The sequence below is a fragment of the Acinetobacter sp. AOR43_HL genome (assembly GCF_027854635.1).
GTDB lineage: Bacteria > Pseudomonadota > Gammaproteobacteria > Pseudomonadales > Moraxellaceae > Acinetobacter > Acinetobacter pittii.
In genome coordinates this window covers 214962-234708 of record NZ_JAKTHX010000018.1, presented here as the reverse complement: position 1 = coordinate 234708, position 19747 = coordinate 214962, and the positions used below count along the sequence as shown (strand labels likewise).

Here is a 19747-nt window from a genome sequence, read left to right as displayed (position 1 = left end):
TATTTTTCGATCAATCCAAAAAAGGTTGCGTTGGCAAAAGTACAGTATTTTTCATGGTTCACCATGCTTTTAAAACTTTTCTTCTAGTGCAATCAACCTAATTGGTTAAAAATAACAAAAAAAACCTAGTCATCGAAATGACTAGGTTTGTTTAAATTAGCTGCAATTGAGCAAATGATTTACTCAGCTACAGGATTTGCTTTCTTTGGTGGACGACCGCGAGGGCGACGAGGACGACTTGGTTTGTCCTTATCAGCTTTAGAATCTTCCGATTCACTCTCGGCAGGAGCTTCAGTTGGCTCTACAGCTTGTTCTGTAGCTGCTTTGGCTTTTGCAGCTGCTTTTGGCTGTTTTGCAACCGGAGCTTCTACTGCAGGTTCAGCTGGTGTCTCTTCTACATTAGCTGCTACTTCAGTTTCCTGATCAAGCGCAAGCGGTTGTTGCTTTGATTCAACAGGTACTTGTGTTTCAGCAGTAGGAGCAACAACGGCTTCTTCCACAGTCTCAGCTACAGGGGCAGCTTCTTCTGGTGCAGAATGTTGTTGTTTAACTTGCTCAAAAGCTTGTTCAGCTGCAAGTTTCGCTAAACGACGGCGTTCACGCGGATCATTAGCAACACGTGGTGTCGCTTCTTTTGGTGGCGTCAACGGAAGTACTGGCGCAGGTTCTGCTTCTTGTGAAGGCTTATTGCTTGGAAGCTCGGCATCACGAGTAACAGGCTTTTTGTCTTCAGCTTCAGCTGCGACTTCAGTCACTAGAGTACTTGCGTATTGCTCTGCAAATTTCTGCAATGCACGGTTGAATGTTGGAACTAAACCAAACTGTTCAATCAGTACTGTGCAGTCTTCACCGTAAACATGACGGATCAAGCTACCAATTGTATATTGCGCCAACGTTGGAATTTGCGATGGGGCAATTGATGGTGCAGCAGCTTTAGCACGTTTTGCATTGCGTTGTTCACGGCGACGCATACGAGGATCATTACTTGCACGTTGAACTTGCGGTTGAGTTTTCTCAGCCTTCGGTTGAGGAGCTTCTGCTTCAGCAGTTACCGTCTCTTCCACTGCCACAACTGGTGCTGGAGCTGGTTCTGAAGTAGCTTCAACAACAGGTGCTTTTTCAGTACGCTCAACAGGTTGCTCAGGCGTTAAAGCAATAATTTCGCTTTGTGCTTGATCAACATTGATGATTAAGGCTGTATTCATGACTTCATGCTGTGGAGCATCAATCAAATCAACCTTAACTTGTTTTTCATCAACAACTGCAGGTGCTGGCGTATTTTGATTTTCATTTAATACGCTTGGATCGCGGTGGCGATTCGGGCGGTTTGGACGTTGTTGATTATTACGGTCACGACGTGGTACAGCATGTTCAGCTTGTTGCCCATCATTTTGATGTTGCGCATGCGGCTGATCTTGTTGTTGACGCTTTTGTTGACGTTTTAATTCACGTTGCTCTTGGCGTGATAACTGTACAACCTCTTCATGAACCTGTTGTTGCTGTGGTTCTTGATTGTGGTGGTGCTGATGTTGTTCACGTTGCTCTTTGTGCTTACGTTTTTTGTTGTTTGGACGCTGCTGTTGTACTTTATCGTCTTTTTCAACATTCTCACGTGCTTCCTGCTTAACAGGAGATTGAGAAATATAAGCATTGTTAGATGGAGCCGAAGTAACTTCTGCAACTGCTGGTGCTACAACTTGTCCAAACTGCCCACGGCTAACAGCGCCAGTATTCACCATTTGTTCAATTGCGGCAGCAGCATTTTGTGCTGAGCGAGATTGATCAACTGTTTGAGCTTGTTTTTGAACAAAAAGGTTTTCTAACCATGCACAAGGGCTTGCTGCTTTTTGAGCGCTTGCCTGAGCAGCAGGTTGAGCCGCTTGATTTGCTTTCTTTTGATTAGCTGCGTTATTGGCAGCAGGAGTAGCATGAGTATGGCCATGATCAGCTTCTTCTAAATGCCATTCAGAAGATTCATAACCTAACTCTTTTTCACTTGAACGAGTTGCTTCAGTACGTTCGTAGCTAGATGGTGCAAACCCATCTGGATTGTACTGAATTTCGTAGTGAGGTGTTTCTAAGTGTGGGTGAGGTAAAACAGTCACACGAACACTAGAAGTTTGTTCTAAATAAACAAGGCTATGACGTTTTTCATTGAGTAAGAATGCTGCAATTTCAACAGGTACTTCTACTTGTACTTCACCATGACGTTCACGAAGCGCGATCTCTTCTACTTTACGCATAATAGAAAGCGAAAGTGAGCGTAAGTCACGAACCATGCCTGTACCATGACAGCGTGGGCACACATAACCTGTTGCTTCTTCAAGAGATGGACGTAAGCGTTGACGGCTCATTTCCATTAAGCCAAAACGAGAAAGTTGGCCAAACTGAATACGTGCGCGATCGCTTTGAGTTGCTTCACGAAGTTTTGCTTCAACCATGCGTTGGTTGCGCTCTTTAGTCATATCGATGAAGTCGATTACAACTAAACCACCAATGTCACGAAGACGAAGTTGGCGAGCAATTTCTTCTGCTGCTTCTAAGTTAGTATTCAGCGCAGTTTCTTCAACGTCATGTCCACGAGTCGATTTCGCAGAGTTAATATCGATTGAAACTAAAGCTTCAGTCTGGTCAATCACAATTGAACCGCCAGAAGGAAGTTTTACTTCACGTTCATAAGCAGTTTGAATTTGGCTTTCAATACCAAAATGAGCAAACAATGGCTCGTTTAAAGTATAAGTTTTGAGTTTGTCTAATTGACGAGGCATCACTGCTTTAACAAAGTTATAAGCTTCGTTATAAGCCTGTTCGCTATCAATTAAAATTTCTGCAACATCATCACGTAAATAATCGCGGATAGCACGAGTAACAACACCAGCTTCTTGATGAACTAGCATTGGAGAAGGGCCAGAGCTCGCTGTGCCTTGGATTTGAGCCCAAAGGTCAAGCAAATGCTGTAAGTCCAACTGCAATTCTTCTTGGGTACGGCCAATACCAGCGGTACGTACAATAACGCTCATACCACGTGGTAAATTTAAAGAAGCTAAAATTTCTTTTAATTCTTCACGTACAGAACCTGAAATTTGACGACTAATACCGCCACCTTTCGGGTTGTTTGGCATAAGAACCAAATAACGTCCTGCAAGTGAAATAAATGTAGAAAGGGCTGCACCTTTATTGCCACGTTCTTCTTTTTCGACTTGAACAAGTAATTCAGTACCTTCAGTGATAAGTTCACGAATGTTTGAAGTTTGTCGTGGGTCTGCTTGGAAATAACTGTTAGCAATTTCGCGCATAGACAAGAAGCCTTGACGGCCTGCGCCGTATTCAACAAAAACAGCTTCTAAAGAGGGTTCTACGCGGGTTACATGGCCTTTATAGATATTGGATTTTTTCTGTTCTCGGGTACGATTCTCTAAATCAAAATCGTAAAGACGATTACCAGTGATAAGTGCAACGCGGACTTCTTCTGCGTGAGTTGCATTAATCAACATACGTTTCATGGGTGTGACACCTAATAGTGACCCACACAAACATATCGCACAAACTTAAAGGTTCTGAACGAACATCGAACATGACGGATCATTTCCCAGATCTCAAAATATTTGTGGTCTGAGTCATCTGTTACCGGCTACATTTAGCCTTAGCTTCGATTCTCGTCTGTGATGTAGGCAATACTGCTTCAACCTTTAAATCGGACTTCCTTAGTGCTTCACTGGCGGGTGAGCGGTGCATTGGTTAATGACTTTCACTGTCATTGGGCGCGAAGTGACTTCTTTTTGGAAGTTTGATACGGAATGCTCATCGTATCGGTGCTTTCGGCAGTTCCAATGCATCAACGCTTTAGCCTGAAGGCAACATTAAGGAGCGATTTGTCTGATGTGTATCAGTTTACGTTCCATAACCAACTAGAGTTGGTAACATATTTTTTTGAACAAACTGAATTAAACGCAACAGTTTGTCATTTTGCCGATATAATAAGCCTTCGGCGTCGGCATAATTCTTTAGGACCAATCCGAGCTGGTGATGAAAGCATCATTTTGATTGAGGTTTCAATCAGGGAAATTCCCTATTAGATGTTCACTTACGGCGGTATCCGTGCGCTGACTATATCAAACCTTGCAGCATCTGCCTATGGGCTAAGCTTAGATTTCTTGTGAAAAAACTAAGCTAATCGGTCATTTATTAATCAAATTTAGCAAAATTTCAGGTTTAAATATTAGTATGAATTCTACACAGCAATGGCAAAGTGTCACTTGGTTTGAGGTGGATGAACATCAAGCAGGACAGCGAATTGATAATTTCCTGTTTTCGCGTTTAAAGGGTGTACCTAAGAGTCGTATTTATCGTTTGATTCGTGAAGGTCAGGTTCGAATAAACAAAAAACGTATTAAAGCTGAGACCAAATTAGAGATTGGAGATCAGATTCGTGTTGCACCTATTCGCTATGAACAAAAGGATGAAACCGCTGCTCCTGTAAGTGATAGTGTAGCACAAAGCCTACTCAGCCGCGTGGTTTATGAAGATGAAGGCCTGTTAGTCATCAATAAACCATCAGGTATTGCTGTACATGGCGGTAGTGGTGTGGCGTATGGTTTGATTGAGGCTTTACGCGCAGCGACAGGTAAAAAATATTTAGAACTAATTCACCGCATCGACCGTGACACCTCTGGGCTGGTCATGATTAGCAAGAAACGTAGTACTTTAAAGCTGCTACAAGATATGTTGCGTGAGCACAAAATTCGTAAGACTTATGCGGCAATTGTAAAAGGTCAGGTGAGTCTCGACAAACAACTCATTGATGCTCCTTTATTTCGTTACGAGTTAGCCAATGGCGAGCGTCGTGTGCGTGTGTCTAAAGAAGGTAAACCGAGTAAAACCGAATGGGTGGTTGCAGAGCGTTTTAAAAATGCCACTTTAGTTCATGCATCGCCGTTATCAGGCCGTACTCATCAAATTCGTGTCCATGGTTTAAGTATTGGACATCCGTTGTTGGGTGATGATAAATATGGACACACCACTGAGTACACAGGTCCGCAGGCACGACGTTTATGTTTACACGCGATGCGTTTAGATATTCCGGGTTATCCACCGATTGAAGCGCCGTTACCAGAAGACATGACCCAGTTATTAAAGGCTTTGAGAGTAGCAAAATGAGTCTGAAAACCGAATTAGTAATTTTTGACTGGGATGGAACTTTATATAACTCTGTTGGCCAGATTGTTGCGAGCCTACAACATGCAGCAGAGCAACATGAATTGTCTCTAAGCGATGAAGCCGCAAAAAGTATTATTGGGTTAGGCTTGCCTGAGGTGATGCAGACCTTATTTCCAGAAGCGCCAGAATTGCATGACTCGATCTTAAAGGCATATGGCGATCACTATATTGCGAACTCGACTAGTGATGCATGGTTTGAGGGTATTTCTGAACTACTCCATGATTTAAAAGCCCAAGGTTTAAAACTTGCAGTTGCAACGGGTAAAAACCGCCGTGGCTTAGACCGTGTAATCGCAAAAACACAAAGTACTCATCTTTTTGATGTAACTCGGGCAGCCAACGAAACACGTTCAAAACCAGATCCGCTCATGCTGCAAGAAATATTGACTGTAACTGGAGTGAGTGTTGAGCAAGCAGTCATGATTGGTGATAGTAGCTATGACCTTGAGATGGCACAGCGTTTAGGGATGCCGCGTATCGGAGTAGGCTATGGCGTACATTCGGTTGAAGTTCTGCAAAAGTTCCAACCTTTAACGATTGCTAAAGATGTACAAGAGCTTCACAGCTTTTTGAGAGGATATGCTCAGTTACCTACTGTAGATGTCGCTTAAATTGAAACAGTATTAAAGAGGGAATTCGTTCCCTCTTTCTTTAAGCTGAATAACAAAACAATAAGAAGAGAAAAATGAGCCGTTCAATTCGTCTATTAAATCTTTTACAACAGCTCCGTGAAGCCCGTTACCCCATCACAGCGCAAGTCTTGGCTGAAAGCCTAAACATTAGTGTTCGAAGTGTCTATCGAGATATTGATAGCTTACGTGAGCAAGGTGTAAGAATTGATGCCTCAGCAGGCTTAGGTTTTCAGCTTAAAGAAGACATTTTATTACCACCGGTTACTTTTAATGAGAATGAAGCCGAAGCTCTATTTTTAGCTTTAGAGTGGTTGAAAGACGTTCCAGATCAGGCAATGAAATCGGCAGCCGTTTCAATCTATTCTAAACTTTATGCAGTTCTACCTGAGCACCGGAAATATTTGATCGATGACATGACGCTAGGCGTTACACATTACTGGCATCCGGTTGATGAAGCTTTAGTAGAACAAGTACGTTTAGCGATTCGTAAACAAGTAAAAATAAAAGTCGATTATTGCGATGAACAAAAACGGTTAAGTGAACGTTCACTTTGGCCTTTTGCTTTAGGATATTTACATGACAAAGTTGTACTTGCTGCTTGGTGTGAATTACGGCAGGCATTTCGCCATTTTCGGATAGATCGTATCCATGACTTGCAAATGAGTGAGGAAATATATCCTGAATTTAAAAAACATCTGTTTCAAAGATGGTGGAAACAAGAAATGCAAAGGACTACTGACAAAAACTGACAAAAGTTATTTGTAAACTAGGAACTACGATAAACAAGGAGTAATAAGAATGAGCCTTAAACTTTATACTAACAAAGAGTCACGTGGTGTCGTTATTGACTGGCTTTTGGTCGAGTTGGGTGTTGAATGTGAACGAATTGAAGTCGCATATAAGACCGAGATGAAATCGCCTGAATATCTAAAACTTAATCCTTTCGGAAAAGTACCGGTATTGGTAGATGGCGATGTCGTGATTTATGAGTTGGGTGCAATCTGTGCATATCTAGCCGACAAGTTTAGTGATAAAGGTTTGGCACCAGCCTTGAATGATCCAAAACGTGGTTTGTACTATCGTTGGTTATTTGTGATGGCGGGCCCTTGGGAAGCTGCGGGTGTTGATAAAGCTTTAGGCATAGAAGTATCACCTGAGCAAAAAATGTTTGTTGGCTATGGCGATTACAACGATGCTTATCAAGCTTTAGTTCAGGGATTGAGTGAAGCAAATCCGTATGTATGTGGTGAGCAATTTACCGCAGCAGATGTAAGTGTTGGAGCAATGCTTTTATGGCAGTTAAAAATGAATGCGATTGAATCACATCCTGCTATTACCCGTTATGTTGAAACGATCAAACAGCGTGAAGGCTTAAAACAAAGTACTATGGGGCAACTGCTGTAAACCTAATATTCTTAAAAGTCACCCAAAGGGGTGGCTTTTTTGTTTTCAAATAAAGGTTTTAATTGGTAAGAAAGCCAGCAGCAACGTTAATACAAATCGCTAAAATGGTGGTATTAAATCCAAAAGACAACACAGCGTGAAATAAGTTTAAAAGACGCATGTGCTTGGTGGTAATTGACACATCCGCAGTTTGAGCCGAAGTACCAATAATATAACTAAAATATAGAAAATCAGGATAAGTTGGCTGTTTTGTGTCAGGGAAATCTAACCCTCCATTTTCCTCATTTCTAGATAAAGCTATATAAAAATCATGGGCATAATGTAGAGCAAAAACGGTATGCATAAAAAGCCATGCAGACACAATGGTGAGCAAAGCTAAAGCCACATGACCTAACTTTGCAGAACTGTCAGAAGGGAGCTGTGACAGTTGAATTAGAATAGCAACCAGACACATGATTAATGCCAATAAAACAATCAGCATAATGACCCATTTGCTTTCATCTTGTTTTTTAGCTTGCTGTTGCATTTGTGAATGGTCGGCACTTTTCATGAGTTGCCAAACATGGAGTAAATATATGCTAACGGAAGCATTCCAGCTGACTAATAAAATAGTTGACCACTTCCATGATGTTAACCATGTCAAAATACCAGTTGTGACAATACCTATGAATAAAGCAATAAAGAAATGCGGGCGGTTTTGTACACTACGTCCTAGATGTTGAAATACGCCAACCATTTTCCTAGTCTCCTTTATTACACGGTAAATATATTATTTTTTATTAAATGGTGAAAATAATATATGGTTTTATATAGATTTTATTTCAATTCGTTTCATTTATATTCATGAGATATTTAATTTTACTTATTAGGTAAAATAAGACATTACCGCGGATTAAACTGTTTATAAAAAGTATAAAATAAATAGAAAGAAGATTTATTTATACTTTTTTATAAAGATGATCTTATTAATCATGTGCTTAATAATAAAGTTATTCGTAATAATTAAGCATGGTTTAAGTTTTTATCTAAATGGAATACTTTAGTGAGCTGGTCAATGAATTTTTGAACGCCTAAAGACTGTGAGTTTTTACGGTAATTTACGAATAAATCAAGTGTTGGTAAGTCGACATCCAGTGGACGAACTATCGTGTTTTTGATGCCTAAAGGCGCAACGTAGGCAGGTAAAATTGTACAGCCTAATCCAGAACCAAGAGAGTTAATATTGAATAATATACTGTCTGCTCTTTGAACAATATTCAGTTCAATGTTATGAGTTTTAGCGAAATCTAAAATAGTGTTATGTAAGGTTTGTGATTGCTCGGCTGCCGGGATAATAAAGTCAATACCTTGTAAGGCATGGACTGGGATTCGATCATATTGAGCAAGTGGATGATTTTTAGGAAGTAAGAAAATCAGGGGTTCAGTTAAAACAAATTGGCTTTGTATTTCATCACTATCTGTATTTTCACGAGTAAACGTAATGTCCAGCTCTCCTTTTTTTAAGGCTTTAAGCTGTTCAGTATTGTTTAAATTAGATAGTTCAATAGTAAGGTCGGGGTGTTGTAGTCGAAGATTAGGAAGTACATAAGGGAAAATTTTCATTTCTGCGATGGGAACAAAACCGATACGTAACAATTGCTGTTTAGCCTTAGAAACTTGTCGTGCCATAGCGACCGCTTTTTCAGCCTGAGCGAGGGTGAGTCGAGCATGTTCTAAAAATACTTCGCCTTCTTCTGTTAACTCAACTTTGCGTTTTGTGCGGTTTAAAAGTCGTACACCAACGTCTTCTTCTAAATCTTTAATTTGTTGGCTAAGAGAGGGCTGTGCAGTAAAAAGTTTAAGAGCGGCTTTACTAAAATTTAATTCTTCAGCAACGGTAATGAAATATCGGAGATGGCGTAGTTCCATAAGACTAATCCAAAAAATGTCTTACTATGATTTAAGTGAAGTATAAAGCATAAATAGATATAGCGTGAAGGTGATTTAGGTATTTATAAAATAAATGGAATTTTAATTTTCATTAAAGATTTAATATGGGAATATAAGCTCTAATAATTCATAAAATATATTAATAATTAAATAATAAATACATTATTTATAATTAATCAAAGAATTTTCTAAAGGATTTAAATATTCATTTAAGAAATTCTCATATTATGCAAAAACTAGAATAATAAAATAAATTTATAACCTAGAGGTCACTAAGATCTACCTAAATGTAATTGTTACTAAATATATTGTTTTCATTGCACAGAAGAATCTTAAGTTAAAAATTACGGGCGACAAAGATGAAATAGACAGGTTCTATGGCGGCTTTTCGTCATCTTCTAATTGTTATGTTATACAAGAAGTCTTAGTAAGAATGGTAATTATTGACGCATAAACTCAACACATCTAAGTGTTTTTTATGGCACTCTAATTTAACGTAGGTTGGCTATGACCACGATAAAATGGATATTTATATGATAAATAAGTGTAAGTGCCATAGCTTAATTTGTTTTAATCGTTAAGATAGAAACCTGATCACATCCATTCTGCTGATGCTAAAACATAGAAAAGCCCATGAAAGACAAGCCGACATTAACATATCAATTGCCGACTCAGTCCTGTTGGACGCATACATGGATAAAACCTCCTTTTTGTCATCCCGAGTCTGGGCATGAAACGGATACACGTTTTTATAATCAACAACCTAAATCACCTGCTCGTGGCTCAAAAGAGTTATTGCGTTGGTTGGTTACGCGTGAGTCTTTTACATGGAAAGTGGATATTCAAAATGAATATGAAACCCGTGTAAATACGGCTGTAGCTTTGCCGCAAAATCGACCTCAGGCAGATCTGGATGATTGGCAAGTCTGGTTTGTTGGGCATGCAACGGTATTGGTTCAGATTGGTCCTTATAACTTTATTACCGACCCAGTGTGGTGTGATTATGCAAGTCCTTCACAAGGGCGTGGCCCACGCCGTGTATGCCCGGCAGGTTTTGCACTAGAACAATTACCGACGATTCATGGAGTTTTGCTCAGCCATAATCATTATGACCATATGGACTTGGCGACGCTTGAATGGCTACATAAAAAATTCGCAATGCCAATTTACACTGGACTCGGGAATGGTTTTTATCTACCTAAAGAGTTCCATGTCATTGAGATGGATTGGTGGCAAGAAATACCTTATCACGAATTAAGAATAATCTATACACCTGCACAGCATGGTTCAGGTCGTGGTTTGCGCGACCAGAATAAGGCACTTTGGGGCGGCTTTTCGGTTGTGGCTAAAACAGGTCATTGTTTCTTTGCGGGTGATACCGGTTATGCGGGTCATTTTAAGCAAATACATGCCCGTTATGGCGCACCGCGAGTTGCCTTGCTTCCAATAGGTGCGTATGAGCCACGTGAACTGATGAGCTATGTTCATATGAACCCGCAAGATGCGCTACATGCGCACTTCGATTTACAGGCTCATCGTTCTATTGCGATTCACTATCGAACTTTCCAGTTGACTGATGAAGACCGAGAAGATCCAGAGCATGCTCTAGCACATGCAATTAAAGCTTCGTCAAAGCTTGCAAATCCTTTTTATTGCATTCGGGAAGGACACAAACTGACTGTTTAAAAAACGATGCTTGATATTAAAAAAGCCAGTTCAAATTGAACTGGCTTTTTACTATTTTGACTTAAATTAAGCTAAGTCAAAACGGTCAAGATTCATGACTTTGGTCCATGCAGCAACAAAGTCTTGAACAAATTTTTCTTTACCATCTGCCTGAGCATAAACTTCGGCTAATGCACGTAAGATTGAGTTTGAACCGAAGGCTAAATCATTACGTGTTGCGGTAAATTTTACTGCGCCTGTTTTACGATCTTTGCCTTCAAATACTTCGCTTGTTGAATCAACAGGTGCCCATACATTCGACATGTCGAGTAAGTTTGTGAAGAAGTCTGTGCTGAGTACACCAACTTGCTGAGTGAATACACCGTGTTGAGAGCCATCCCAGTTGGTATCCAGTACACGTAAACCACCAATCAATGCAGTTAATTCTGGTGCAGTCAAAGTCAGTTGTTGTGCTTTATCAATTAATAATGCCTCAGTTGTTGCGCTGACACCCTCTTTTTTCCAGTTTCTAAAACCATCGGCAAGGCCGAGCAATAATTGGAAAGATTCGACATCAGTTTGACTTTGTAATGCATCAACACGACCAGGAGCAAATGGAACGCTAATATTGAAACCAGCCGCTTGAGCAGCTTGCTCTACACCAACGTTACCTGCAAGCACGATTAAATCAGCTAATGATAATTGAGTAGATGCTTTGAGTTCTTCAATTTTGCTTAAAGTCTCAACTGCTTTTTTATTTACGTCCCATTCACGTTGTGGCGATAAAGCAATACGTGCACCATTTGCACCGCCACGCTTGTCTCCACCACGGAACGTGGATGCCGAAGCCCAACCAAGGGAAACTAGCTCACCAGCAGATAATCCCAATGCAACAATTTTTGCTTTTGCATCATCTATGCTAGCAGCAGACGGTATAGCGCTGGCAACAGGTAATGGGTCTTGCCAGATTAAATCTTCAGCCGGAACCTCAGGACCTAAATAACGTGCTTTTGGACCCATATCACGGTGAGTTAACTTGAACCAAGCGCGAGCAAAAGCATTGGCAAATGCTTGTGGATCGTTAAGGAAACGACGAGAGATCTTTTCAAACTCAGGATCAAAACGTAAGGTCAAATCTGTAGTAAGCATTGTTGGCTTACGTTTAACTGATGGGTCGAATGGATCTGGAATGATTGCCTCAGCATCTGCTGCTACCCATTGAATTGCACCAGCAGGTGAGCGCTCTTGTACCCACTCGTATTTGAATAGGTTTTCAAAGAAGTAGTTGCTCCATTGTGTTGGTGTTTGTGACCAAATCACTTCTAAACCTGAAGTGATCGCATCTTTACCCACACCAGTGCCAAAACTGTTTGACCAGCCAAAGCCCATTTGTTCAATTGAAGCTCCCTCAGGATCAGCCTGAACATGGTCAGCAGAGGCAGCGCCGTGAGTTTTACCTAAAGTATGACCGCCTGCGATTAAGGCAACAATTTCTTCATCATCCATTGCCATATTGCCGAAAGTCGCGCGAATAAATGGTGCAGCTGATTTAGGGTCACCGCTGGCTTGTGGGCCTTCAGGGTTTACATAAATTAGACCCATTTCGGTTGCAGCTAGATTGCTGCCTTCCAATGCTTCAGAGTTGCGATGAGCTAACCATTCTTTTTCATCGCCCCAGTTTACATCGTTGTCTGGTTCCCAAACATCTTCACGACCTGCACCAAAACCGAAGGTGCGGAAACCCGAAGATTCAAGTGCGATGTTTCCAGCAAGAATAAATAAATCTGCCCACGATATTTTTTGACCGTATTTTTGTTTAACTGGCCATAATAAGCGGCGCGCTTTATCTAAGCGTGCATTGTCAGGCCAACTATTTAATGGCGCAAAACGTTGTTGACCACGACCAGCACCACCACGACCATCGCCCATGCGATATGTACCGGCAGCATGCCATGCTAATCGAATAAATAAGCCTGTATAATTTCCCCAATCGGCTGGCCACCAATCTTGAGAATCGGTTAATACATTTTTGATATCAGCTTTGAGGGTGTAGTAGTCGAGTTTTTTAAATTCTTGACGGTAATTAAATTCTTTACCGAGTGGATTAGAGCGTTCTGAATGTTGGTTGAGTAGGTCGACGCGTAGTTGTTTTGGCCACCAGTGTAAACTAGGCGTGCCACCACCGACCGTTACCTCTGGTTTTGATTTATGGCCTGAAAAAGGGCATTTTGATTCGTCTGACATGGTTATATTCTCTCTGGGTAATAATTATTGAGCTCTTCGTAAAAATGTTAGGGCTCATTTTCCTGGACTTCTGGTTTAAAAACTCATGTTTACTAAATAAAGAAATGGGAGAACAAATGGTGAGAGAAACCGTTTAAAAGTCTTTTCACTGAGATGTCGGCCATTATATTTTATTTAATAATGCATCAGATTCCTTTACTTGTTATTCCTCCAATTTACTGCATGAAGGTTAAAAAACAAGAGGAAAAATAAGATGGAACTTGTAAATAACGATGCATAGAATTACCTCTTCAATTGTTGGAACAACGTAAGATCTTTTAATAACGCTCTGTAAATATACTAGGAGTAGGAGTCTTATTTTTCAAATGGATTAAACTGTCAATATTGATTTAAAAAACCGATTATATGTTTATTTAAAAGATTAAGATGGCGGCAATAGTGAGATGAAATTTTTTATATTGAGTTGTAGTAGAAGCTATCTTAAACAAAATAAAGGAGAGCATTGCCCTCCTTTATTGTTTATATTTAAACATTTACGATTCTATTCGATTTAACCATATCAGCTAAACCGTGAGTTTTAAAATAGTACTCAAGCCAACTTTTCACGATGAGTGGATTATTCATTTTCATGACATCATCCAGCAATTTTTGTGCATCTGTCATAGGGACATGACAAATTGCTTTTCTTACTCGCAAAATGTTACTCGAACTCATTGAAAGGGTATTAAAGCCCATTGCCATGAGCAGGATTGCTGATAATGGATCACCTGCCATTTCACCACAAATACTGATAGGTTTTTTGTATTCATGACATTCTTTAACTAAGCGGGTTAGCGCACGTAGAATGGATGGGTGAAAGTGTGAGTAAACGTTTGCTACATGTGGATTATTACGGTCAACTGCAAGTAAATACTGGGTTAAGTCATTTGAGCCGACCGAGAAGAAATCGACGAGTTCAGCAAACTCATCAATTTGTAGCAGTACGCTCGGCACCTCAACCATAATTCCAATTTTTGGTTTGGTAATTTTAACTTGCTCTTCTTCTTGCACTGCAATCCAGTCACGCTCAAGTAAATAAAGTACTTCTTCGACTTCACTGACTGTAGTGACCATTGGCAATAAAATATGCAAATTATTTAAACCAATGCTGGCTTTGAGCATAGCGCGAATTTGCGAAGAAAAAATCTCGGGATGATCAAGCGTGAAACGAATACCACGCCAGCCTAATGCAGAGTTTTCTTCTTCAATACTGAAATACGGCAAGTCTTTATCGGCACCAATATCCAGTGTTCGCATCACCACAGGTTTGTTGGCAAAGTGGCTCAACTGTTGACGGTAGATTGCACGTTGTTCTTCTTCACCCGGGAAACGTTCCCGTAACATGAATGGAATTTCACTTCGATATAGACCTACACCTTGAGCACCACGTTGTACACCACGTACTACGTCAATCATGAGGCCCGTGTTCACATAGAGCTGAACAGACACACCATCAGGAGTAATCGCTTCTTTGGTCTCATATTGTTTGAGATCTTTTGCGATTTGTTCATCTTCTTTCTGAATTTCTTTATAGCGTTGGCGTAAACGACGTGGCGGATTAACAAAAACACGGCCCTGATAGGCATCCACAATCATTTCTGCATCATCAAGTGTGTTCACTGGTAGTTCAGTTACACCAACTACAGTTGGAATACCTAATGCACGAGCAACAATCACCATATGTGAGTTGGCTGCACCTTCGGATGTCACAATCGCTGCAATATTGTCTACTGGCAACTCTACAAGTGCCGCAGTACTAATCTCTTCACCAATTAAAATACTGTCTGGACTCAGGTCACGATGGCTAGAGTCTTCTTCTTGCAAAGAGGCTAAAATACGTCGCCCTAAATCTTTAAGGTCGGAAACTCGTTCACGAAGATAATCATCTTCCATTTGTGCAAAAAGGGCAGTGTGTTTTTCAATGACACGACGTACTGCACCTTGTGCCCAATGTCCATCACGAATGAGTTCTTTAATTTCTGCTGGCAATGCATTTTCATCTAGCATTCTTAAGAAAACACTAAATAAAGCGCGCTCTTCGGCCATGAGTGAATCATGCATTTTTTCATCCAGAGAACGAATCTCTGAACGTACTGATGAAATGGCTTGATCTAAAATTCGAAGTTCATCGCTAATATCTTCTGCTTCACGATCAGGCACAGAACCCAAATCGGCAGGTGGATATAAAATAATAGCGCGACCTAAAGCAACACCGCCTGCACCTGAAGCGCCTTGAAAGGTTTTGTAGGCAGGTCCATTACTCGGCTTACGAAATACGTCAATATTACCCACTGCATGAGCATGAGCAATAACGCCAGAAAGCTGGGCACACAGCGTAACTAAAAAAGACTCGGCAGCTTCACTAAAATCTTGAGGAAGTTTGTTTTGGACAACCAAAACACCCATAACCTTACGACGGTACATGACAGGTACGCCGAGGAAAGAGTTATAAATTTCTTCGCCTGTTTCAGGTAAATACAAGAAACGCTCATGTTTTGGCGCATTGTCAAGGTTAACGATTTCTTCACGTTGCCCGACCAGACCAACCAAGCCTTCACCGAGTTGCAAAGATACGTGGCCTACAGATTCTGGATTTAAGCCTTTAGAGGCCATCAATACATAGCGCTGGTTACGTTCATCGAGTAAATAAATAGAGCAAACATCCACTTTCATGGCCTCAGCAACCTGATTAACCATGATGTCTAATGATTCATGCAAACTGACGGACGCATTAACCTCTTGGACAATGCGCCGTAGAGTGTCGAGTTGCATGTTTGACATGGATGTATACTCCAGTATTTTTTTAGACTATGAATGTATTTATAACAGCACTTTTAATAAAAATCATTTGCTAGATAAATGATTTTTAGGGTAATTGTTGCATCGGCAACTGTGTACACAACTCCACCATGGCTTTACGATAAACATCACGCTTGAAGTTCACCACTTGTCCAAGAGGATACCAATAGCTAACCCACTGCCATTCATCGAATTCGGGCGGGTCGGAAAGGTTTAACTGAATATTTTTTGCAGGCGCAGTTAACTTCAGTAAAAACCATTTTTGTTTCTGTCCGATACATACGGGGTCAGAGTCTGACCGAATGTACCGATGTGGCAAACGATAACGCAGCCATCCTTTGGTTTGCGCAATAATCTGGACATGTTCGGGCAATAAGCCGATTTCTTCTCTCAGTTCTCGAAAAAGTGCCTGTTCAGGGGTTTCTCCAAACTGGATGCCTCCTTGTGGAAATTGCCAAGCATTGTGACCAATGCGCTTTGCCCATAAAACCTGTCCATCATCGTTTGCCAAAATGATCCCGACATTCGGTCGGAAACCTTCTGAATCGATCATTTGGCTACCTAAATATTGTCTATATCGTTGACTTTAATCGCGGGGACAAACACTTTTTTATGTCCAGCTCGAAAAGATCAAAGTAAAATGTTTAAATTGCTACGATCTTAACGAATTTCTATCGACTAGCGGAGATAGATTTACATTTTTTTTCTTAAATTTCAGTTTAAACGAGAATTTTCATGAAACTGGCGTTGTTTGATTTAGACCATACCTTGTTAAATACCGATTCAGACCATTCTTGGGGTGAATTTTTAGTCAATGAAGGTTTGGTTGATCCGGTTCATCATCGTCAGATGAATGATAAATTTTATGAAGATTACAAAGCAGGCCAACTTGACCCGTATGCTTATAATGAATTTGTTTTCGGATTTTTAACGCAGCATGACAATGACTACTTAACTGAGCTCCACCAATTGTTCATGCAAAAAGTCATTCGTCCGCAAATGCGTCCAAAAGGTTTTGACGCAATCAAAAAACATCAAGATTTAGGCCATACTATTGTGGGTATTACGGCAACAAGTGATTTTATTACTGCACCGATTTTTCGTGAATTTGGGATTACCGAAATTTTAGCAACCAATGCTGAAGTGGCTGATGGAAAATATACAGGTAAAGTTGCTGGTTTAGCGTGTTATCAAAAAGGCAAACTTGCACGTCTAGATGCATGGTTAGAAGGTCGTAACGTGTCTGAGTCTTGGGCATATTCCGATTCAATTAATGACCGTTTTTTACTTGAATATGCAACGCATGCAATTGCAGTAAACCCCGATGATCGTCTTGAAAAACTGGCTCAAGAACATAACTGGGACATTCAGGACTGGTCGATTTAAAATTGTGGAGTTGGAAGAACAGTTTAAAAAGTTTTGAGGTCTTCCAACTCTTAATTATATTTAAAATCATTTTTTAATATCTCTTATAAATCTTAGCTAAAAACAGATATTGCTATGATTAATAAAATAAATTCTATCTTGGCAAAGATTTCAGAATATAAAAAAATTTAATTTAAAAATGAGGAAATAATGTCAAAAACAGCACAAATTAAATTACCAAAACAACTTTGGAATGATGAAAGTATTGATTTAACACGTCATAGCTATCAGGGGAAACTACTAAATAAAAGCGAAGGCTTCAAATTAGGTAAGGCTCAACGTAAAAAAGTTCCACGTGAACACCTATCAAAGCTTTCTGAACGACCAAAAGGTACAACTGCCTTAACGGTCTATGATTGGAGTAACCAAGGACGTTTAGAAAAGCTCAAGCCGATTCGTGCAAAACGGATGAGTGTTTCTCCATTTACATTTTATCGTGGCATGCCTTCTTTGATGCTATTTGACCAAGCGTGGGAGCCGGTAAACTCAGGCTTATTTCAACAGATTTGTGGGGATTGTCATTTAAGTAATTTTGGCGGTTTTGCAAGTCCCGAACGTAACCTGTTATTTGGAATTAATGATTTTGACGAAACTTTAGTTGCCCCGTTTGAATGGGATGTAAAGCGCTTAGCAACCAGTTTTGTAATCGCGGCACGTGATATTCATCTTGCAGAGAAAGTCGGGTTAAAAGCAATTAAAATAATGCTGAATAGTTATCGTCAGCACTTATTAGAAATTACAGAACTTTCACCACTCCAAGTTTGGTATGAAAAAGTTGATGCCAGTACATTATTAGAAAATACTGAGTGTCGAAAACTAAGAAAGAAACGCGAGAAGCATCTCGATTCAGCACACAAAAGAACTGCGTACTCTGTTTTGCCGAAGCTTACCCAGCAAGATCAAGATACAGGATTTCGTCATTTTGTAGATGATGCGCCGTTATTATGGCATCCAAGTGCAAATGAGCCATTTGGTAAAGATGTTGATGTATTCTTTCAACAATACCGTGATTCTTTGAAATATGATCGCCAAGTGCTTTTTGATCGTTATCAACGTACAGATGTAGCTTTGAAAGTGGTGGGTGTTGGAAGTGTTGGTACACGATCCGCGATTGCATTATTTCAAGATGCAGATCGGGAACCGTTAATTTTACAAATGAAAGAAGCGAATCCATCAATTCTCAACCCGTTATTTGTAGACAAGGTAAATCACGAAGGTGAGCGTGTAGTGCATGGTCAGCAGCTCATGCAGGCCGCAAGTGATATATTTCTTGGGTTCTCTTCCATATCAAATCAACATTTTCATGTACGTCAGTTACGTGATATGAAAATCTCGGTTGATCTTAGTGACATGGATGATGAGTATTTCTATGAGTATGCCGAAAGTTGTGGTTTAGCCTTAGCTCATGCCCACGCTAAATCTGGAAATGCAGATGTACTTATGGGATATCTTGGCGAAGGTAATATGATAGTAGAAGTATTACAAACGTATGCAGAAGAATATGCAGAACGTAATCTAAATGACTATGACCAATTTATGAATGAAGTTGCAGATGGTAAGATTCAGCTCGCTGGAGATGATGCACTTTAATAATAAGTATGCTGCTACAGATGACAGGAAATAATTCGAAAGGTTAGAGAAAAAATGTTTAGTAAAATTATGTCTGGTTTGGGTCTTCAAGGTGTGACGGTAGAAACTGTTTTACAGAACCCAAGCTTGCAAGCAGGCAGCACATTGCATGGAGAAATTAGCTTTAAAGGCGGATCATCTGATAAAGAGATTAATGGTCTTTATTTGCAATTGGTAACGATGGCAGAAGTCGAATCTGGTGATCATGAGTTTAACCAACCTTTAGTTTTACAAGAGTGGTTAGTGAACTCTCGATTCCTCTTGCCCGCACATCAAGCACATTCTTTCCCTTTTAGTATTCAACTACCATTTGAGACACCAATTACTGAGGTTGCTTGTCGAAGAAATGGTGCACGTGTTTGGATTCAAACCCATATGGATGTTGATTGGGGATTAGATGCAACTGATCGTGATTATCTAAAGGTTCTGCCAACTCCAGCCATGCAAATGTTTCTACAGGCTATGCAGCGATGTGGCTTTGTTTTATCGACAGTAGATGTAGAAAAAGGGCAGCTGACTGCGCGAAATTTTAGATCAACGATTGGTTGTTACCAAGAGCTTGAATTTGTCTCTTCACATATGTTTAGCGGATTTAATGAAGTTGAGGTATCTTTTGTTGCTGAACCTAATCAAACTCACGTTATGCTTGAAGTAGACCGCCATTTTCGATCAGATCAGTTATTAACGATGACGATTCCCCATCATATGCTTGATGAAAACCAAATGGTGCAACAAATTAGAAGCCTCTTAAAGCTTGGGTAAAT

General features: G+C 40.2%; 14 protein-coding genes. 8 read left to right on the top strand and 6 right to left on the bottom strand.

All coding sequences use genetic code 11. The annotated features are described in order from the left end of the window. Positions 1-179: 179 nt before the first annotated feature. Positions 180-3503 carry an Rne/Rng family ribonuclease gene (locus MKL33_RS07980; RefSeq protein WP_161282805.1) on the bottom strand — a complete coding sequence of 1108 codons (3324 nt, stop codon included), beginning with the start codon at positions 3501-3503 and terminating at the stop codon, positions 180-182. Positions 3504-4224: 721 nt separating this feature from the next. Here MKL33_RS07980 and MKL33_RS07975 point away from each other — a divergent pair. The 4 genes from MKL33_RS07975 to MKL33_RS07960 all read left to right on the top strand — a co-directional run bounded on the left by MKL33_RS07975 (position 4225) and on the right by MKL33_RS07960 (position 7253). After that, a complete protein-coding gene (locus tag MKL33_RS07975) occupies positions 4225-5157 on the top strand; it encodes an RluA family pseudouridine synthase (RefSeq protein WP_017481996.1) in 933 nt (310 codons plus the stop codon). After that, complete coding sequence (locus MKL33_RS07970; RefSeq protein ID WP_086393951.1) at positions 5154-5828, top strand: HAD-IA family hydrolase; 675 nt, start codon at positions 5154-5156, stop codon at positions 5826-5828. Before MKL33_RS07975 ends, MKL33_RS07970 begins: the two co-directional genes overlap by 4 nt. Positions 5829-5902: 74 nt before the next feature. After that, positions 5903-6598 carry a helix-turn-helix transcriptional regulator gene (locus MKL33_RS07965; RefSeq protein WP_002114898.1) on the top strand — a complete coding sequence of 232 codons (696 nt, stop codon included), beginning with the start codon at positions 5903-5905 and terminating at the stop codon, positions 6596-6598. 49 nt (positions 6599-6647) lie between these two features. After that, positions 6648-7253 carry a glutathione S-transferase family protein gene (locus tag MKL33_RS07960; protein ID WP_005079230.1) on the top strand — a complete coding sequence of 202 codons (606 nt, stop codon included), beginning with the start codon at positions 6648-6650 and terminating at the stop codon, positions 7251-7253. Positions 7254-7311: 58 nt separating this feature from the next. Here the strand turns inward: MKL33_RS07960 and MKL33_RS07955 are convergent, their stop codons facing one another. After that, a complete protein-coding gene (locus MKL33_RS07955; protein WP_270906776.1) occupies positions 7312-7989 on the bottom strand; it encodes a DUF1345 domain-containing protein in 678 nt (225 codons plus the stop codon). Positions 7990-8255: 266 nt separating this feature from the next. After that, positions 8256-9161, bottom strand: a complete 906-nt coding sequence (gene hcaR / locus MKL33_RS07950; protein ID WP_002115024.1) for a DNA-binding transcriptional regulator HcaR — start codon at positions 9159-9161, stop codon at positions 8256-8258. Between the two features lie 654 nt (positions 9162-9815). Here hcaR and MKL33_RS07945 point away from each other — a divergent pair. After that, positions 9816-10868: an MBL fold metallo-hydrolase gene (locus MKL33_RS07945; RefSeq protein WP_068930404.1), complete on the top strand. Its 1053-nt coding sequence runs from the start codon at positions 9816-9818 to the stop codon at positions 10866-10868. Positions 10869-10934: 66 nt separating this feature from the next. Here the strand turns inward: MKL33_RS07945 and katG are convergent, their stop codons facing one another. The 3 genes from katG to MKL33_RS07930 form a co-directional block, all read right to left on the bottom strand. Beyond that, positions 10935-13091, bottom strand: a complete 2157-nt coding sequence (gene katG / locus MKL33_RS07940; protein ID WP_270906775.1) for a catalase/peroxidase HPI — start codon at positions 13089-13091, stop codon at positions 10935-10937. 525 nt (positions 13092-13616) lie between these two features. Continuing rightward, entirely contained in the window at positions 13617-15911 is a 2295-nt protein-coding gene (gene ptsP, locus MKL33_RS07935; protein ID WP_005066019.1) for a phosphoenolpyruvate--protein phosphotransferase, read from the bottom strand. Positions 15912-15996: 85 nt separating this feature from the next. Further along, positions 15997-16482: an RNA pyrophosphohydrolase gene (locus MKL33_RS07930; RefSeq protein WP_000567255.1), complete on the bottom strand. Its 486-nt coding sequence runs from the start codon at positions 16480-16482 to the stop codon at positions 15997-15999. Between the two features lie 182 nt (positions 16483-16664). Here MKL33_RS07930 and MKL33_RS07925 point away from each other — a divergent pair, with 182 nt between their 5' ends. The 3 genes from MKL33_RS07925 to MKL33_RS07915 all read left to right on the top strand — a co-directional run bounded on the left by MKL33_RS07925 (position 16665) and on the right by MKL33_RS07915 (position 19745). Beyond that, positions 16665-17315: an HAD family hydrolase gene (locus MKL33_RS07925; RefSeq protein WP_002115098.1), complete on the top strand. Its 651-nt coding sequence runs from the start codon at positions 16665-16667 to the stop codon at positions 17313-17315. Positions 17316-17504: 189 nt separating this feature from the next. Next, positions 17505-18944 carry a DUF2252 domain-containing protein gene (locus MKL33_RS07920; RefSeq protein ID WP_270906774.1) on the top strand — a complete coding sequence of 480 codons (1440 nt, stop codon included), beginning with the start codon at positions 17505-17507 and terminating at the stop codon, positions 18942-18944. A 54-nt stretch (positions 18945-18998) separates the two neighbouring features. Beyond that, positions 18999-19745 carry a sporulation protein gene (locus MKL33_RS07915; RefSeq protein ID WP_002115100.1) on the top strand — a complete coding sequence of 249 codons (747 nt, stop codon included), beginning with the start codon at positions 18999-19001 and terminating at the stop codon, positions 19743-19745. The last annotated feature ends 2 nt before the right edge of the window (positions 19746-19747 follow it).

Coding starts and splice junctions, on each gene's coding strand:
- MKL33_RS07975 (WP_017481996.1), top strand. CDS start 4,225: ATGAATTCTACACAGCAATGGCAAAGTGTCACTTGGTTTGAGGTGGAT.
- MKL33_RS07980 (WP_161282805.1), bottom strand. CDS start 3,503: ATGAAACGTATGTTGATTAATGCAACTCACGCAGAAGAAGTCCGCGTT.
- katG (WP_270906775.1), bottom strand. CDS start 13,091: ATGTCAGACGAATCAAAATGCCCTTTTTCAGGCCATAAATCAAAACCA.
- MKL33_RS07925 (WP_002115098.1), top strand. CDS start 16,665: ATGAAACTGGCGTTGTTTGATTTAGACCATACCTTGTTAAATACCGAT.
- MKL33_RS07930 (WP_000567255.1), bottom strand. CDS start 16,482: ATGATCGATTCAGAAGGTTTCCGACCGAATGTCGGGATCATTTTGGCA.
- MKL33_RS07920 (WP_270906774.1), top strand. CDS start 17,505: ATGTCAAAAACAGCACAAATTAAATTACCAAAACAACTTTGGAATGAT.
- ptsP (WP_005066019.1), bottom strand. CDS start 15,911: ATGTCAAACATGCAACTCGACACTCTACGGCGCATTGTCCAAGAGGTT.
- hcaR (WP_002115024.1), bottom strand. CDS start 9,161: ATGGAACTACGCCATCTCCGATATTTCATTACCGTTGCTGAAGAATTA.
- MKL33_RS07945 (WP_068930404.1), top strand. CDS start 9,816: ATGAAAGACAAGCCGACATTAACATATCAATTGCCGACTCAGTCCTGT.
- MKL33_RS07960 (WP_005079230.1), top strand. CDS start 6,648: ATGAGCCTTAAACTTTATACTAACAAAGAGTCACGTGGTGTCGTTATT.
- MKL33_RS07970 (WP_086393951.1), top strand. CDS start 5,154: ATGAGTCTGAAAACCGAATTAGTAATTTTTGACTGGGATGGAACTTTA.
- MKL33_RS07915 (WP_002115100.1), top strand. CDS start 18,999: ATGTTTAGTAAAATTATGTCTGGTTTGGGTCTTCAAGGTGTGACGGTA.
- MKL33_RS07955 (WP_270906776.1), bottom strand. CDS start 7,989: ATGGTTGGCGTATTTCAACATCTAGGACGTAGTGTACAAAACCGCCCG.
- MKL33_RS07965 (WP_002114898.1), top strand. CDS start 5,903: ATGAGCCGTTCAATTCGTCTATTAAATCTTTTACAACAGCTCCGTGAA.